The sequence below is a fragment of the Magnetofaba australis IT-1 genome, assembly GCF_002109495.1.
In the GTDB taxonomy this organism is placed as follows: Bacteria; Pseudomonadota; Magnetococcia; order Magnetococcales; family Magnetococcaceae; genus Magnetofaba; species Magnetofaba australis.
Window position 1 is genome coordinate 397,218 of sequence record NZ_LVJN01000021.1, and the last position, 16,080, is coordinate 413,297.

The window sequence follows — 16,080 nt, forward strand, 5'->3', positions numbered from 1 at the left end:
TTTCCGCACGGTTAACTGTTGCTCTTCAAACGCGCCACCAGATCGGGCGGGATGTAGGTGGCGGCCTTCTCCAGCGGCTGCACATACATGAAGCCCATGCCCGGGGTGTCCAGATCGCCCGCAGTGTAGACGCTGCTGAACACCGCGTCCTTCTGCTCGGAGGAGACCACGATGTTGACGATCTCCTTCTCCACCTCCACCGCCACGCCCAGCAGACCCAGGCGCTCGCGCACGCCGCTGCCGCGCGCATAGTTGACGGTGGCGCCCTGGGCGCCCGCTTCGCGCGCCGCTTTGACGATATTGTCGCCCATGCCGCGCTGCACGATCACCGTGATCAGAGCCACATCGGTCAAATAGGTAATGCTGCGTTCGTTGCTCATCAGCTCAACACCTCATGTTCCGTCGCCACGGCGTGCGCCTGTTGGGCCTGTTTCTTGGCTTTATGCCCCACCCACAGGCCGGTCAACAGCACCGACAGAATGGGACAGATGGAGGCCATGGAGAGGATGCCGAAACCCTCCACGGCGTTGGTGGCGTTGCCAAACCCCAGACCCATGGCCAGCACCAGCGGCACGGTGATGGGTCCGGTGGTCACCCCGGCGCTGTCCCAGGCCACGTTGACGAACTCCTCGGTGGAGAGGAAGGTCAAAAACGCGCCGAGCAGATAGAGCGGGATCAGCAGCATATGCAGCGGCAGGCCGAAGATCAATTTGGCCAGACCGATGGAGATGCCAAACGCCACCCCCAGGGAGACGGCGATCATCAGGGTGCGTTTTTTGAACACGCCGTTGGTGAGGTTCTCCACCGTGGCGCCCAGGGCGTTCAAGGCCGGTTCGGCCAGGGTGGCGCCGAAACCGAGGAACCAGGCGAACGCCAGCGCCAGCAGCAGGCCGACGAAGTAGCTGTAGATGGGGTGCATCCACATGCCGTCCACCTGCGCCTTCATGAAGGCCGAAGGCACCATGCCGCCGGTCTGCTCGCCCAGCGCCGCCAGACCGTAGGTCAGGCCGATGTTGAAGATGCACATGCCGATGATGGTCAGGGCGATGCCGTAGGCGATCTCGCCGGGCTTGCGCACCTTCTCCTTGAGCATGAAGCGCAACACCAGGAACAGGAACAGAATCAGCGGCGCAATGGCGCGCACGCCAAGGATGATCTCGTTCCAGGGGGTCTTTTCATACCACTGCGGACCGGCGATGGCGGCGGCGGCGGCGGCGGCGGCGGACTCCTGCGCCCCGGCGATGATCTGTTCCGGCGTCACCTGGGTGGAGACGAAGATGGCCAGGCACAGCACGCCGATGATGGGGAAGATGGAGGCCAGCGTCACAATGCCGAAGCCCGACAACTGGCTGTCGCCCTTACCCGCCGAGGAGGCGATGCCGATGCCCAGCGACAGCACCAGCGGCACCGTCACCGGGCCGGTGGTCACCGCGCCGCAATCCCACGCCAGACCAAGGATTTTGGTCAGTTCGGGATCCAACGACGCATACAGGGTGAGCAGAATAGCCGGGACCAGGGCCATGTAGACCATGGGCTTGAGGCTCCAGCCATACAGGAAGCGCAACGCCCCCAGCACCGCAGCCAGACCCACCCCCACGCCGACGATGAGCACCAGCGGTCCGGACCAGTCGTTGAGCAGGGTATACAGATAGGGCGCGCGCTCCACCGAGACGATGGAGCCCGCCTGCTTGAGAGCGCCGATGGCCGGTTCGGCGAAGGTGACGCCGATGCCCAGCAGGAAGGCGATGAGCAGCACCGCAGGCAGCGGCGATTTGCGCGGCAGGGTGTTGCCGATGGTCTCGCCAAACGGCATCAGACCCACCTGCAGCCCCTCCATGAAGAACATCAGGCCAAGGATCACGGCGAACAGACCCGCCGTGATGCTGGCCGAGCCCTCCACCAGTTGCCGCAGCACGAACACCTGGAACAGCGCCAGATAGATCGCCAACGGAACCACCGCCTTGAGCTGCTCCATGAAGCGGGTGGAGATATAGGGGCGCAGCAGTTTGAGCACGTCCACCGGACGCAACTGCAGTTGTGGCGGTGAGTAGGGTTTGTGCCCGCCCTGACCGTCGAACTCCAATTTGGGCGTCAGATCGTTGTAGCTGATCTCATGACGCACCAGACTCTTTTCCCGCTGAAAGTCGCCGAAACGAAAATGCGCTGGCATGGCGGCTCCTTCACTCTGATGAATGAGAATGCGTTCGATTTCGCCACTGTCCGCGCGCTGGGCGTCGCGAACCTTCTATCTCACAAGCATTTACACTGGCACTCTACCGACGCGGCGTCAATCTTCGTTTTGGTCCACATAGACCACGCGGCCGCCAAACACGGTGTATTTCACCCGCCCCTGCACGTCGCGGCCATGGAAGCAGGTGTTGCGTCCGGCGCCGCGCAGAGTGGCCCGATCCACGGTCCATTTCTCATTCAGATCGAACAGCGCCACATCCCCCGGCGCGCCGATATTCAGCGTGCCCCGATTGATGCGCAGCAGCCGCGCCGGATTCACCGTCACCGCCGCCAGCATGGCGGAGAGACTCATCACGCCGTCGCGCACCAGCTCCAGGGAGACCGGCAGCAGCGTCTCCAGCCCCACCACGCCATTGGCGGCCTGGCTGAAGGGTACCCGTTTGCTGTCGTCATCGTGGGGCGCATGGTCGGTGGCGATGACGCTGATCACGCCCCGCGCCAACCCTTCGCGCAGGGCGTCGCGATCGGCCAAACAGCGCAGCGGCGGGGCCATTTTGGCATCAGACTGGTAGTCAGCCACCGCTTCGTCGGTCAGGGAAAAGTGGTGCGGCGCCGCTTCACAGGTGACCGGCAACCCGCGCTGCTGGGCGTCGGCCACCGCCGCCACCGCCTGGGCGCTGGAGATATGCGCCACGTGGTAGCGACCGCCGGTGAGCTCCACCAGACGGATATCCCGCTCCACCAGAATGTCTTCGGAGGCGTTGGGGATGCCGGGCAGACCCAGACGGGTGGCCACCGGCCCTTCATTCATGCAGCCGCAGCCCACCAGGCCGTTATCCTCGGCGTGTTGAATCACCAGACTGCCGAAGGTGCGCGAGTAGTCCAGCGCACGACGCATCACGCCGCTGTCCATCACCGGCAGGCCGTCGTCGGAGAAGGCCACGCAGCCCGCTTCACTGAGCAGGCCCATTTCGGTGATCTCTTTGCCGCCCAACCCCTTGGTGATGGCGCCGATGGGGAACACCGCCGCCAAGCCCGCTTGGTCGGCTTTGTCGAGGATGTAGCCGGTGACCGACGGATCGTCGTTGACCGGTTTGGTGTTGGGCATGGCGGCCACCGCCGTCACCCCCCCCGCCGCCGCCGCGCGGCAGCCCCCGGCGATGGTCTCTTTGTACTCATAGCCCGGCTCGCGCAGGTGCACGTGCATATCCACCAGACCCGGCGCGGCGATGAGGCCGTCGGCGTCGAGGATGGCGCAGTCGGCGGGGGCGTCCAGATTCTGGCCGATGTCGCGAATCACCCCGTCGACGATGAGGATGTCGGCGGTTTCGTCGCGTTGATTGGCCGGGTCCACCACGCGCGCGGCGCGGATTAAACGGGTTTGCGCCTTATCCATGGAATTCACTCTCCGGCGATGTTGCTGGCGCTGCGCGCGGCGCCCGTGCACAGGTGGTAGAGCACCGCCATGCGCACCGCCAAACCGTTGGTCACCTGCTCCAGGATCACCGAACGGTTGGGGTTGTCGGCCACGTCGGTGGCGATCTCCACGCCCCGGTTGATGGGGCCCGGGTGCATCACCACCGCATGGGGTCGGGTCAGCTCAAGACGTTGACGGGTCAGGCCCCAGTAGCGGAAGTACTCGCGCACGCTGGGCAGATAGGCGGCGGCCATGCGCTCCTGCTGCAGACGCAGCATCATCACCACATCGGCGCCCTCAACGGCCTCCTCCATGCGGTGGTGCACGGTGACGTCAAACACCTCTTCGGCGCGCGACGGCATCAGCGTGGGCGGACCGGAGAAGCGCACTTTGGCGCCCAGGGTGCGCAGAGCGAAGGCGTTGGAGCGCGCCACCCGCGAGTGCAGCACGTCGCCGCAGATGGCCACGGTCATGCCTTCGAAATTGTCGCGACCCATTTTGCCCAGGTGGTCCTGCATGGTGAGCAGGTCCAGCAGGCACTGGGTGGGGTGTTCATGCTGGCCGTCGCCGGCGTTGATGATGCCCGCATCCAGATGCCGCGCCAGAAAGTGCGGCGCGCCGGAGTTGGGGTGGCGCAGCACCACCACATCGGGGTTCATGGCCTGCAGGTTGGCCATGGTGTCGAGCAGGGTTTCCCCTTTGGAGACGCTGCTGGACGAGGCGCTGATATTGACCACGTCCGCCGACATGCGCTTGCCCGCCAGCTCAAACGAGGTGCGGGTGCGGGTGGAGTTCTCGTAGAACAGATTGATGACGGTCTTGCCCTTGAGAATGGGCACTTTCTTGATCGGACGGTGGTTGACCTCGCGAATCGCCGAGGCGGTGTCGAGAATCGCCCCGATCTCTTCGCGGTTCAACCCATCCATGCCCAGCAGGTGCTTGCGGCTCCAGGCGTTGTTGTCGGCGTTCATCATTCCCTCGTCGCCCGCGCTCTATTCGTCGCCCATAAAGCGGTGCGCCACGCTCATGGCCGCCTCGCCGGTTTTGATCAGTTTGATCACTTCGCGCTCGCCGGTCTCCAACTCCAACCCGCGATAGGTGGGCTGAATCGGCAGTTGCCGCTGTTTGCGATCCACCAGCACCGCCAGATCGACGATCTCCGGGCGCCCGAACTCGAACAGCGCATTGAGCGCGGCGCGTATGGTGCGACCGCTCTGCAGCACGTCATCCACCAGGATGATGCGTTTGCCGTCGATGTCGAATTGCAGGTCGGTGCCGCCCACCACCGGATTGGGACCGATGGTCTCCAGATCGTCGCGGTAGAAGCTGATGTCCAGATGGCCCAGCGGCAGCTCCACCCCCAGGCGCTCCTGCAGACGCGCATGCAGCGCCTCGGCCACCAGCGCGCCGCCGCGGCGGATGCCCACCACCGCGCGCAGATCCGGGCGTGTGATGTCGGCGACCAGACGGTCGGCGATCTGGCCAATCAGACGATGGGTATCGTCCGGGGTCAACAACGTGTTTTCTTGTATGATCTTCATAGTGGCGACATTTTGGGGCGCCGCCGGGGTGGTTGCAACCGATTTATAGGGCGCCGAAATCGAATTCTCACACTGAGGACCTTGGCTGGAGATGCTTTAAGAGACTGGGGCTTCGCCCCAGACCCTGACCAGGGCGTTGCCCTGGACCCACGAGGGCGCCGCCCTCGACCCGCACGGGCTCTGCCCGTGACCCGCCAGGGAAATGATTTCCCTGGACCCTCGTTAGTTTTTGCTCTGCGCACGCACGTAAGTTAAGTGCTCTGATTCGATTGATTTATTTTACAATTAGTAAGACAGCGCTTCGCTCAGAAACACGCCAGTTGGAGAGTTTGGATGAAGATTGATCTGACGGATGTGCAGACCGTGTATCAGGGCTTTTTTCGTATGGTGCGGGCGCTGCTGCGCTATGAGCGCTTCGATGGCGACTGGAGCAAACAAAAACCGTGGGAGTGCCTGGAGCGCGGCGAGGCGGCGGCGGTGCTGATGTATGACCCTGCCGCCGACGTGGTGCTGATGGTGCGGCAGTTCCGCGTCGGCGCGTGGCTACCGACCCAATCGGGCGGCTGGACCTGGGAGTTTCCCGCCGGGGTGTGCGATGGCCCCGACCCCGACGCCACCGCCCGGCGTGAAGTGCTGGAGGAGACCGGCTATCAACTCAGCGAGTTGATTCATGTGCAAAAGCTGTTTGTCAGCCCCAGCTACAGCAGCGAACGCACGCACTTCTATCTGGGACTGTTCGACAGCCGCCAAACGCCCAACGGCGGCGGCGGCCTGGCGGCGGAAAATGAGGATATCGGCGTTGAACTCTTAACCTTTGACGCTGCATGGACGATGATGGAAGAGGGGCGCATCGATTCGCTCTCGCCGGTGCTGGCGCTGTACTGGTTGGCGCGCTATCGCGAGCGCTTGCAACGCGACGCCGGAGTGGCTGGCGCAGCAAGGGAAATTGATTGACCGATCAAAAGATCTCCTGGCCAATGGATTTCCATGCTATTGTATGGTACGGATTTGTTCCCCATTGGCTACACAAGGATCGTGATGACAACGTCAGCGCAACTGCTGGCGGATCAACCCCTCTGGATTGACGGATTTCAGTAGAGACGACGCGATGACCTGGTTCTCACGCAGCAAGGAACACGACGAAGCCCCTCAAGAGACGACCCCCGCCGCGCTGGATAATCAACGCAGGCTGGTGGAGATTGATCTGAAGAGCACCAATGTTGATCAGTTGGACGACGACCATCTGAAACTGGTAGGCTATTGCGAAGAGATTCACGCCCTGGTAGAGAGCATGCCCGGCGGCGTGGCCGACCGCAGCACCCTGACCCGCATCAACGACGTGTTTGGCAAACTGCTGGATTACACCAACACCCACTTCACCCGCGAAGAGCGCTACATCGAACGCAACAATCTGCCCAACTATCGCCTGCAGCGCATGCGCCACGAAGAGTTTCTGGCCATGGTCAGCAACTACAAGCGGGTGTTCAACATGGGGCATGTGGCCGAATCGGCCAATGTGAAGGACTTCTTGAAGTCATGGTTGGTGAACCACATCAACACCATCGACTATCACACCTTCCGCAACGAAACCTACATCCCGCCCGGCGAGCCGCCCATTGTGGAGCAGGAGCTGGAGCTGGAGCAAGATCAGGATCAGGATCAGGATCAGGTCGGCGAATAAAATAGCAGCACGCCATAACGTTATCATAGCGCCAACACATAACGCCGGACAGTCACCTGTCCGGCGTTATGTGTTTATGCCTTTTGAACATCCATGTTGGGCGCGGAAACACCCTCATCAATACGTCACGCCATAACACAAAACACATCCCTGTATCTGCGTTACGCCGTAACGTCAAACAATGCGCTTATCTAGCCTCTTGGTCACTCATGCCATCAATATCATCCAACGTCAACGGACGCTTAATCGGCTGCTCCTGGCGGTAATCCTTGGCGTGTCCGCCCACCATCCATTTGAGCAGATCCTTGCGCGTGAGCATCACCAGCGTCTGCTCGCCCTCTTGCGACGGCTCCTGCGCGTGAGACTGGTCGTCGCGCTTTTGCGTATTTAATGTCATCGCCATGGTGGCGCTCCTCATCTGGCGCGCGTCGCGCATCGCGATGCGTAGGCCGCCGTTACCTGCGTTGATCCATGCGCACATCATGCGCTTCGGCAATCAACATCGCTGTCGCCTCCATGCGACCCTCCTCAAAACTCCCTTCGCTCTCCTGCTCCAAGCGCTCCTGGATGTAGTCATACGCCGGACTGCGCAGGGCGCAATAGGCCCCCTCCTCCACGCGCATCTGCTCCTCAGCGTCCGCCAGCATGGACTCCAGCGGCGCGCGCCACTCGTCCAATGCAAAGAACTCTTCGGCTTCCAACTCCATACAGGTGGGATCCACCAATGGCAAATCCGTCATCGTCTTCACGATGTCAAACCTCCAACCCATCCGCCGCCCTGGCCTCTTCCATAAGGTTTTCCGGCGCGAATTCTGTACGAGCGCCCTTGTGGCGCGCTCTGTTCGTTCACCTGAAAATTGGAATAGCAACTTTTCGGCCATTTCCTTTTTCCAATCAGCAGATGAACGCCATTTATCTGATTTTGCTCATCAATGAATCTATCAATCTCCGACTATGCAGGCGCTTCATGGCGCGGCGCCACGCTTCTCAGCGGGGATTTGACGGCGCTTTGACACGCCCGTTTCGCCGCCGGAGCGATGCGCTCCGACGGCAAACCGCACAGGTCGCGTTTAGATCAAACCCACGCTGAACATGGCGCGGTCGTAGAGCATATTGAGCAGGCGATCCAGACGACGCATCTCGTTATCGTCCAACTCGCCATTGAGCGCCTTCTCCTCCAGATCCAGCAATTCGGGATCGGTCAGTTGCAAAAAGATCTCTTTGCGCGCCAGAGTCGCTTCAAACTGCGTGATGCTCATAGGTTTTCCCTTCGCGGATGGATGGCGGTTTGAATTCGGTGAACGGGATGCTATTCAACAAGAAGCGGGCCAATCGGGGAAATTTTTCTATCTCTTTGTAATAATTAGTCTATAATTGACACGGATGGCGAGAGTGCGCGCATATGGGGCAGGATCTGCCCGGCGCTGCGCGGCAAAACGCGCCAGGGAGGAAGAGCATGAACAGCTTCATTTTCACACCGTGGCGGCGGGCGATTCTGGCCCTGGCTTTGATGCTGGGATTGGGCGGATGTCAGTTCAGCCAGACCAATCTGCCCTACCCGCCGTCGGCGCATCCCGACGGCGCGCAGTTGGCCGAGGCGAAGTTGGCGCCGTTTCTGGATTTGATGAAGCAGACGGTGTTTGACGTCTATCAACCGGACTTGTTGGAGAGCAACGAGTTGGCCGATGAGCTGCCGCGCGCGGAGAGGGCGGTGCGCAAGGCGTTCGAGTGGATGGCGCAACCGGCGTTGGCGGGGCATGTGCGGGGGGATTGGCGGCTGCGCATGACGGTGACGCGCTGGGAGGGTCGGCGGGTCTATCGGCAGCGCCGCACCGACATCACATTGGAGACCGAATATGTGATTGAGGACGCCGCCGGGCGGGCGCAACTGAGTGGCCAGACGGTTACGCGGGGTTCCAGCGACACGTTATCGGGATTGGGCAATTATGGCGGCGATGACGGCTCCATTGATGGGCGCGCGCCGGATGACCGGATTGCCGATGAGATGTTGAATCTGGCGACGCAGGCGGAGTTTGCGACACGCGACGCGCTGATGCAGGCGTTTGTGGAAATCCGCAAAGAGTTGCCTGCATTGGAAGAGAAATAGGCGAAGCTATAGCGAGTTATAGTCGCTAGCATTCAAAAGTGAACATATGGGCGCTAAAAGATATCGAGGGCTTTGCCCTCGAGCTCCCAAGGTCAACATCCAAACCGTGGGCTCTGCCCACACCCGCTTAAGGGTCACAGACCCTTAAGAATCCCGACAAATTTCTGTTGGAAATGTGCTGGTTCAGCGGAAACATGACAACCGTCTAAACCAAAATATCAGTTAGCTGTTCGCCTTTTCAGCCATTTTTTGGGATGGCTGAAAAGACTGCTTTTGGTGCGTCGTCCGACGCCGTTCTCTGGCCGCCTCAAGCTTTTGATCTCGTTCGGCCAGGATCTGCACATGCCGCCCTTCCAGGCGATCCTGTGGGGTGACGTAGTCGATGGCGCTATGGAGCCGCCGGGTGTTGTAATGCTCGACGTACTTTCCCACAACCCGCTGGGCATCTTCCAGCGATAATGGCGTCTGAGGCCGAATGCACTCACGCTTCAAACTACCGTGAAAACGCTCCAGCTTTCCGTTGCTCTGCGGATAGTAAGGCGAAGTCCTCACATGCGTCATGCCGGATTCCCGGATGAACGCCTTAAAATCGTTGGCAACGAACTGCGGCCCATTGTCTGAGATCAGCCGCGGCTTAGCTTCCGGATAGGCCTCCTGAGCTCGGAGCAGGACCACTTCAACCTCATCTTCCTTCATCGACTCACGAATCTCCCAGTGGAGGATAAACCTGCTACATCCATCCAGGACACTGCACAGATAGTAGAACGTCCCCTGGATATTCAGATAGGAGATGTCCACATGCCAGTGTTTATGCGGCTCCGAAGGCTGTTTGAACCCTGTGCCCTTCTGCGAGGGCGGTGGGCTCCAACGACGCATCAGCCCGGCAGTTCTGAGCACACGCAGCACTGAAGAGGGGCTGACCGCCACCACGCCTGCATCCAGCATCATGTAGGTCAGGCGCCGATAGCCCTCTGACGGATGTTCATGGAAAAAGGCGACAATCGCTTCCCTTTCCCAATCGTCCAGCCAAAAATCTCGGGGAATACGGCCATTGTGGTCGTTAACCATTCCATAGCGCTTGCGCCATGAATAGAACTTGCCCCTTTGCACGCCTATCCAGTTGATAATTCGGCTCGTGTCGATTTCGCTCTTGTCTGACCAAAACGCCACGAAATCCACCACCGAATCCCGTATGTCCGGCTCCACCCAGCAGCCGTTCAGCTCACCCCAAGACTTTTTTTTAGCGCAACATGCGCCTCAAGAAGCTCGGACATAACTTCATTTTTGGTTGCCAACTTCGCTTCTAGTTCGGCAATCTGTCGGTCACAAGCCTTTTGGCCGCGTTTGTCAGACAAGGCCGCTTCGCCGTTCTCAAACAAAGCCTTTTGCCAGCGATAGTACTGGCTGGGCTGAATGCCCGCCTCGTCACACAGATCCGAGAGAACCACCTTCTCGACCAGGTGACGGCGCACATAGCCTACCTTCTGCTCAGCCGTAAATCTCCGCTTCTTCCGTTCCATACAAACCTCCGCTTATTATCTACACATTATAAACGGCTTGTTTGTCATTTTCCAACTGAACCGAAACAGAAATTTGTCCCATAGTCAGCGCAAGCTCGGCCTGCATCACGCAAACATTGGGCGCTTTGAATGTATGTCATTCTGGATTCAAGCGACTATAAAACCAAACCTGCACAGAATGGCGAATGTTTGCGTGATGCAGGCCGAGCTTGCGCTGACTATTGGCCGCCGACTGGTCGGCGGCGGGGTCTGGGGGCCGCTGCCCCCAGCGGGTCGAGGGCGGAGCCCCGTGGGTCGAGGGCGGAGCCCCGTGGGTCCAGGGCAACGCCCTGGCGGGTTGAGGGCGGAGCCCTCATGGGGTTTGGGGCAACGCCCCAATATCTTTCATCTTCCAAATAGATAAATGCTTACCGGGGTTTGGGGCGAAGCCCCAATATCTTTCATCTTCCAAAATAGACAAATGCTTATTTCGGCTTGTGCAGATTGGACAGATGCAGCCCCTCCTGCATCACCACCTTATAGCCTTTGTTGACCAACTCATCGCGCAGAGCCGACAGCGCATTGAGCGCCGCATCCATGCTGTCATGGGGCGACTGCCGCATGGTGCCGGGCGAACCCAGGCGCCCCCACTCCTTGATCACATGCCAGCGCCCCAGCAGATCGCGCTGCACCTGAATGGAGTAGTACCACACCGCGCCGTTTTGCGGATTGACCCGTTGCAGATAGGCTTTCATGAAGCGCAGTCGTCTCCCTGCGAGGCGGAAATCCCGAACGGGTCGCGCGCCTCGGCTTGCCTGTCGATGGAATAGGCCGCATCATGACACGAAAACGCGCCACAGGCAAAAGCGCTTGACCGCAGTTGCACCCCAGTTTGGAGAGTATGGATCATGACGGAGATTCCCCGCGTCATCGTCAACAAAATGCTGACCCACGCCCAACGCGCCCTGCCCAAGGAGTGCGTCGGCCTTCTGAGCGGCGCCGATGGCCGCATCGACGGCTGGAAGCCGCTACCCAACGTGTTGGATGACGAACGCCGCTTCTTCGCCGACCCTCAAGCCTTGATCGACGCCATGCGCACATTGCGGGAGGAGAGCCGCGAGTTGATGGCCATCTATCACAGCCATCCCACCGGCCCGGCCATGCTCTCCCAAGCCGACATCGAACAGGCCAACTATCCCGACGCCCTCTATCTGATTGTCTCCCTCGGGGTGAATGGCTGCCTGGACATGCATGGATTCCGTTTTGAAAACGGTCAGCCCCAGGAAGTGGAGATCGCCATTACGGAATGAATTGGTTTGGAGAGTGTCTGATTTGTCGTAATGCGTTTTGGGCGATGAAAGATATTGGGGCTCCGCCCCAAACCCCGTTTTAACCATATCGGACCTGAACTTCTGAACGTTTGGGCAATGAAAGATATTGGGGCTTCGCCCCAAACCCCGTTTGCGCCTATCAATACGCTGGGGCGTTTGGACAATGAAAGATATTGGGGCTTCGCCCCAAACCCCATGAGGGCTCCGCCCTCAACCCGCCAGGGCGCCGCCCTGGACCCGGCAGGGCTCTGCCCTGCACCCGCGGGGCGCCGCCCTCGACCCGCTGGGGGCAGCGGCCCCCAGACCCCGGAAAATCACGCCATAAATGTCGCGATTTTCCACCTTTTACTCCGTGCCTCCACTCGGCCTGTTGCATGACTCTTCTACCTGCTTCTACAAACGCTCTGACTCAGCAACTCAGTCAATATGACGCCCTTTTGGTCGCCTTCTCCGGCGGCGTCGACTCCGCCCTGCTCCTAGCCGAAGCGTTGAACGTCCTTGGCCCTGCCCGCGTCCTCGCCGTCACCGCCGTCTCCCCCACCCTGCCGCAACGGGAGTTCCAAGCCTGCGCCGATCTCGCCGCGCAACTGGGCGCAACCTGGATTCAACGCCCCACCGACGAACTGGCCAACCCCGCCTTCGTCGCTAATGACGGCCAACGCTGCTATCACTGCAAGAGCGCCCTGTTCACCCTGTGCGAAGCCGTCGTCGCCGAACAATCCGAACCCCAACGCTGGCGCATCGCCTACGGCGCCAATCAGGACGATCTGGGCGACCATCGACCCGGCATGCAGGCCGCCGCCGAGCGCGGTATCGCCGCGCCGTTGCTGGACGCTGGATGGGGCAAAGCGGAGATTCGCGCGCGCTCGCGAGAGTTGGGACTGCCCACGGCGGAGAAGGCGGCGTTCGCCTGTCTGTCGTCGCGATTCCCCACTCACACGCCGATTCATCTGGATGGTTTAAGACGGGTGGAGCTGGCGGAAGAGGCGTTGCGCGCGGCGGGATTCAATCTGTTCCGGGTGCGTTTTCTGGGCGATGAAGCGCGGGTTGAGCTGGGCGTGGAGGAGCTGCCGAGGGTGCTGAACGATGCCTCGTTGCAGCAGAAGTTGATTGCCAGCATAGAGGCGGCGGGATTCCGCAGAGCGTACTTCGACCCGAATGGCTATCGCCAAGGCGGCGCCAACAAACAATAAACAGCAGTCATTCAAGCACAAACTATATAATGCTTGCGTGACGCAGGCTGAGCTGGCGCTGACTATTGGCCGTCGACTGGTCGACGGCGGGGTCTGGGGTCTGTGACCCCAGCGGGTCCAGAGCGGAGCCCCGTGGGTGCAGGGCAAAGCCCTGCCGGGTCCAGGGCAGCGCCCTGGTGGGGTTTGGGGCGAAGCCCCAATATCTTTCATCGCCCAAACGGGCGGAATGTCAGGATCAGCATGGTGTAAACGGGGTTTGGGGCGGAGCCCCAATATCTTTTATCACCAACGGAAAAGCCGCCCCATATGGGGCGGCTTTTCCGTTATGCACTCACACAATAGATACCGTTACGATGTAACGTCACCATAAGCGGCGGCATCGAGCAGGGATTCCACATCGGCGGGGTTGGCGACTTTGATGCGGATCATCCAACCATCGCCGTAGGGGGCTTCATTGACCTGCTCGGGGGAGTCGCTCAGGGCTTCGTTGATGGCGACCACTTCGCCGCTGATGGGCACGTAGAGGTCGGAGACGGATTTGACCGACTCCACCACGCCGAACGTGCCGTTGGCTTCCAGAGAGGCGCCCACTTCGGGCAGCTCCACGAACACCACGTCGCCGAGTTGTTCGGCGGCGAAGGCGGTGATGCCGACGACGGCTTCGTCGCCTTCCATACGCACCCATTCGTGCTCTTTGGTATAACGCAGATCGGCGGGGATGGACATGGTGAACCCTTTGAAAAACATGTTGAAGTCAGGCTAGTAATGGCTGGTTGGAGGCGATGAAAATGATGGCCCGCACACACCAAAACTAACGAGGGTCCAGGGAAATCATTTCCCTGGCGGGTCACGGGCAGAGCCCGTGCGGGTCGAGGGCGGCGCCCTCGTGGGTCCAGGGCAACGCCCTGGTGGGGTTTGGGGCAACGCCCCAATATCTTTCATCTTCCCCTATCTTGAAGACCCAGCAATATGCTGCGCAAAGCGTGCGGGAAAGTCAATTCACGGCGCGCAGAAAGCGCGAGACGGCCAACAGCGCGCCGCCCAATCCCAACAGCAGCCCTAATCCCAATAGCAGACCCAATTGGGTCAGCGGCAGGGGTTCGATCACCACGCGCAGCCCGAAGGCTTGCGCCAACTCGCCAATGCGCTGCTGCGCGCCCCACTGTAGAAGCTGCGTCAACGCCAACGCCGAGAGCGCGCCAATGATCCCCTGCAACGCCCCTTCATACAGAAACGGCGCACGAATGAAGCCATCGGAGGCGCCCAGAAAGCGCATCACTTCAATCTCATCGCGGCGCGAGAAGATGGTGAGCTTGATGGCGCTGGAGACGATGAGCGCCACCGCCAGCAGCAGCAATGCCGCCAACGCCGAACCGATGCTGCGCGCCGCATCCACCAAAGCGCGCAGCTTCTCCACCCATTGGCGATCGTACGACACCGCATCCACGCCGGGCCAGACAGTGATCTCCCGCGCCACCTCCCCGGCCCGCTCCTGATGCGCGGCGCCCAGTTGGAACTCCAGAGAGAACGGTAGCGGGTTCTCCTCCAAACCATCCAACAGACCCGCTTCGGCGCCGAGAATATCGCGCATGCGGCCCAGCGCCTGGTCCGGCGACACCTCGGTGAGGGCCATCACGCCGGGCAGGCGGGCCAACTTTTCGCGCAGTTTGGCCAATGCTTCGGGGGTGATCTGCGGCTCCAGAAACACCGTCACCACATTATCCCCACGCCAACGCTCCAGCAACGAGCTGGCGTTGGAGAGGCCCAGGGCGAACACGCCATAGAGGGTCAGCGTCAGGGCGATCACCACGGTGGCGGTCCAGTGGGAGAGCGCATCGCCGCGGAAGGCGAAGCGGCCCAATGCGCGCCGCAACGCGCGGGAGTGGACGCCGCCGCCGCGTGGCATGGTCGGCGTCTCCCCCTCGCCTTTGACGCGATTGCGCTTCATCCGCACAGCGGGCGCCGCGCGCACACGGGCGGTCAAGTGGCGCGGCGCGCGCGGATGGGGGCGCCGCTTCTTCAACATGCGGTCTCCTCCAGGGGATTCTCACGCAGCTCCTCAGGGGTGAGCAGACGTCCATCCCGCAGCGGGAAGCAAGGGTGGCCCAACTCCCGCGCCAGCGACAGATCGTGGGTCGCCACCAGCACGGTGGTTCCCTGCCGATGCAGGGCGTCGAACAGCGCCAGAATACGCCGCGCCATATCGCGATCCAGGTTGCCGGTGGGTTCGTCGGCGATCACCAATGCGGGGCGATTGACGATGGCGCGGGCGATGGCCACACGCTGCTGTTCGCCGCCGGAGAGCGCAATGGGGTTCTCATACATACGCTCTTTGAGGCCCACATAATCGAGAATACGGGTGGTCTGCCCTTCGATCTTGCTGGGGTCGAAGCGGCTGATCTCCAGCGCCAAGGCGACATTATCGAACACACTGCGGTCGTAGAGCAGTTTATAATCCTGAAACACCACGCCAATATCGCGCCGCAGCGCGGGCAGTTGCGCCCGGTTCATGCGTTCGACATTGCGTCCGTTGATCACCACCGTGCCCTCGGCGGGCTGTTCGGCGCGATAGATCAATTTGAGTACGGTGCTTTTGCCGGCCCCGGAGTGGCCGATGAGAAAATGGAACGTGCCCGGCGCGGCGTGAAAGGTGAGCTGATGCAGCGCCTCACGGCCGCCGGGATAGCGCATGCTGACGTTATGGAATCGAATCATCCGCGTATCCACCGGGCGGGGAAGGCAAAGAGTTGATCGCCATGGTAGCGGCGCCAAGGCGCGGCGCGCAAGAGCGGCTCGGTTGAGCGGGCGGCGGCATATAGAGTCGCTAGCATTCAAAAGTGAACACATGGGTGTTGAAAGATATCGAGGGCTTTGCCCTCGAGCTCCCAAGGTCAAAACCAAATCGTGATTCGGCAATCCTGCCAAATCGTGGGCTCCGCCCATTGTTGTTGATACGGCTTCGCCTATGGCGCTGGGGGCTCCGCCCCCAGACCCCGCCGCCGACCAGTCGGCGGACAATAGTCAGCGCAAGCCGGGCCTACGTCACGCAAACATTTGAGTGTTTGGATATGTGTCATTCTGAATTCAAGCGACTATAGAACGTCAGTCATGCTGGAATGGT

19 protein-coding genes are annotated in these 16,080 nt (G+C 60.9%); 5 read left to right on the forward strand and 14 right to left on the reverse strand.

All coding sequences use genetic code 11. The annotated features are described in order from the left end of the window. Window positions 1-11 precede the first annotated feature (11 nt). From MAIT1_RS20380 to pyrR, 5 genes are all read right to left on the reverse strand, one after another. Window positions 12-380: a P-II family nitrogen regulator gene (locus tag MAIT1_RS20380; RefSeq protein ID WP_085446880.1), complete on the reverse strand. Its 369-nt coding sequence runs from the start codon at window positions 378-380 to the stop codon at window positions 12-14. After that, on the reverse strand, window positions 380-2,170 hold the full coding sequence (locus MAIT1_RS20385; protein ID WP_085446882.1) for a DUF1538 domain-containing protein: 1,791 nt from the start codon (window positions 2,168-2,170) through the stop codon (window positions 380-382). The genes MAIT1_RS20380 and MAIT1_RS20385 overlap by 1 nt, the downstream gene beginning before the upstream one ends. 117 nt (window positions 2,171-2,287) lie before the next feature. After that, window positions 2,288-3,586 carry a dihydroorotase gene (locus MAIT1_RS20390; protein WP_085446884.1) on the reverse strand — a complete coding sequence of 433 codons (1,299 nt, stop codon included), beginning with the start codon at window positions 3,584-3,586 and terminating at the stop codon, window positions 2,288-2,290. A gap of 5 nt (window positions 3,587-3,591) precedes the next feature. After that, on the reverse strand, window positions 3,592-4,578 hold the full coding sequence (locus MAIT1_RS20395; protein ID WP_085447212.1) for an aspartate carbamoyltransferase catalytic subunit: 987 nt from the start codon (window positions 4,576-4,578) through the stop codon (window positions 3,592-3,594). A gap of 21 nt (window positions 4,579-4,599) precedes the next feature. Continuing rightward, on the reverse strand, window positions 4,600-5,148 hold the full coding sequence (gene pyrR / locus MAIT1_RS20400; RefSeq protein ID WP_085446886.1) for a bifunctional pyr operon transcriptional regulator/uracil phosphoribosyltransferase PyrR: 549 nt from the start codon (window positions 5,146-5,148) through the stop codon (window positions 4,600-4,602). Between the two features lie 333 nt (window positions 5,149-5,481). Between pyrR and MAIT1_RS20405 the strand changes: the two genes are divergently transcribed. Together MAIT1_RS20405 and MAIT1_RS20410 are read left to right on the forward strand one after the other, a co-directional pair. After that, window positions 5,482-6,102 (forward strand): NUDIX domain-containing protein, encoded by a 621-nt coding sequence (locus tag MAIT1_RS20405; protein ID WP_085446888.1) that lies wholly within the window; start codon window positions 5,482-5,484, stop codon window positions 6,100-6,102. Window positions 6,103-6,256: 154 nt separating this feature from the next. After that, the gene (locus MAIT1_RS20410) at window positions 6,257-6,829 is read left to right on the forward strand and encodes a hemerythrin domain-containing protein (protein ID WP_085446890.1); all 573 of its coding nucleotides are present in this window, start codon (window positions 6,257-6,259) and stop codon (window positions 6,827-6,829) included. Window positions 6,830-7,016: 187 nt separating this feature from the next. On the opposite strand, the gene MAIT1_RS20415 is transcribed toward MAIT1_RS20410, so the two are convergent. From MAIT1_RS20415 to MAIT1_RS20425, 3 genes are all read right to left on the reverse strand, one after another. Further along, window positions 7,017-7,232: a hypothetical protein gene (locus tag MAIT1_RS20415; RefSeq protein ID WP_143814987.1), complete on the reverse strand. Its 216-nt coding sequence runs from the start codon at window positions 7,230-7,232 to the stop codon at window positions 7,017-7,019. Between the two features lie 52 nt (window positions 7,233-7,284). Next, window positions 7,285-7,578 (reverse strand): hypothetical protein, encoded by a 294-nt coding sequence (locus MAIT1_RS20420; RefSeq protein WP_143814988.1) that lies wholly within the window; start codon window positions 7,576-7,578, stop codon window positions 7,285-7,287. Between the two features lie 321 nt (window positions 7,579-7,899). Next, window positions 7,900-8,088, reverse strand: coding sequence for a hypothetical protein (locus MAIT1_RS20425; protein ID WP_085446896.1), 189 nt, complete (start codon window positions 8,086-8,088; stop codon window positions 7,900-7,902). 197 nt (window positions 8,089-8,285) lie between these two features. Here MAIT1_RS20425 and MAIT1_RS20430 point away from each other — a divergent pair, with 197 nt between their 5' ends. Beyond that, window positions 8,286-8,936, forward strand: a complete 651-nt coding sequence (locus MAIT1_RS20430) for a hypothetical protein (protein WP_085446898.1) — start codon at window positions 8,286-8,288, stop codon at window positions 8,934-8,936. Between the two features lie 222 nt (window positions 8,937-9,158). On the opposite strand, the gene MAIT1_RS20435 is transcribed toward MAIT1_RS20430, so the two are convergent. The 3 genes from MAIT1_RS20435 to MAIT1_RS20445 all read right to left on the reverse strand — a co-directional run bounded on the left by MAIT1_RS20435 (window position 9,159) and on the right by MAIT1_RS20445 (window position 11,190). Further along, window positions 9,159-10,142: an IS3 family transposase gene (locus tag MAIT1_RS20435; RefSeq protein ID WP_085441294.1), complete on the reverse strand. Its 984-nt coding sequence runs from the start codon at window positions 10,140-10,142 to the stop codon at window positions 9,159-9,161. 11 nt (window positions 10,143-10,153) lie between these two features. Next, window positions 10,154-10,456 carry a transposase gene (locus tag MAIT1_RS20440; protein WP_085440078.1) on the reverse strand — a complete coding sequence of 101 codons (303 nt, stop codon included), beginning with the start codon at window positions 10,454-10,456 and terminating at the stop codon, window positions 10,154-10,156. Window positions 10,457-10,920: 464 nt separating this feature from the next. After that, window positions 10,921-11,190: a WGR domain-containing protein gene (locus MAIT1_RS20445; protein ID WP_085446900.1), complete on the reverse strand. Its 270-nt coding sequence runs from the start codon at window positions 11,188-11,190 to the stop codon at window positions 10,921-10,923. Window positions 11,191-11,343: 153 nt separating this feature from the next. Between MAIT1_RS20445 and MAIT1_RS20450 the strand changes: the two genes are divergently transcribed. Together MAIT1_RS20450 and larE are read left to right on the forward strand one after the other, a co-directional pair. Continuing rightward, a complete protein-coding gene (locus MAIT1_RS20450) occupies window positions 11,344-11,745 on the forward strand; it encodes a M67 family metallopeptidase (RefSeq protein ID WP_085446902.1) in 402 nt (133 codons plus the stop codon). 395 nt (window positions 11,746-12,140) lie between these two features. After that, the gene (larE, locus tag MAIT1_RS20455) at window positions 12,141-12,959 is read left to right on the forward strand and encodes an ATP-dependent sacrificial sulfur transferase LarE (RefSeq protein WP_085446904.1); all 819 of its coding nucleotides are present in this window, start codon (window positions 12,141-12,143) and stop codon (window positions 12,957-12,959) included. Between the two features lie 348 nt (window positions 12,960-13,307). Here larE and gcvH read toward each other — a convergent pair whose 3' ends face one another. The 3 genes from gcvH to ftsE form a co-directional block, all read right to left on the reverse strand. Next, window positions 13,308-13,685: a glycine cleavage system protein GcvH gene (gcvH, locus tag MAIT1_RS20460; RefSeq protein ID WP_085447213.1), complete on the reverse strand. Its 378-nt coding sequence runs from the start codon at window positions 13,683-13,685 to the stop codon at window positions 13,308-13,310. Between the two features lie 268 nt (window positions 13,686-13,953). Further along, window positions 13,954-14,985, reverse strand: coding sequence for a permease-like cell division protein FtsX (gene ftsX, locus MAIT1_RS20465; protein ID WP_085446906.1), 1,032 nt, complete (start codon window positions 14,983-14,985; stop codon window positions 13,954-13,956). Further along, on the reverse strand, window positions 14,979-15,674 hold the full coding sequence (gene ftsE / locus MAIT1_RS20470) for a cell division ATP-binding protein FtsE (protein WP_085446908.1): 696 nt from the start codon (window positions 15,672-15,674) through the stop codon (window positions 14,979-14,981). The genes ftsX and ftsE overlap by 7 nt, the downstream gene beginning before the upstream one ends. Between the last annotated feature and the right edge of the window lie 406 nt (window positions 15,675-16,080).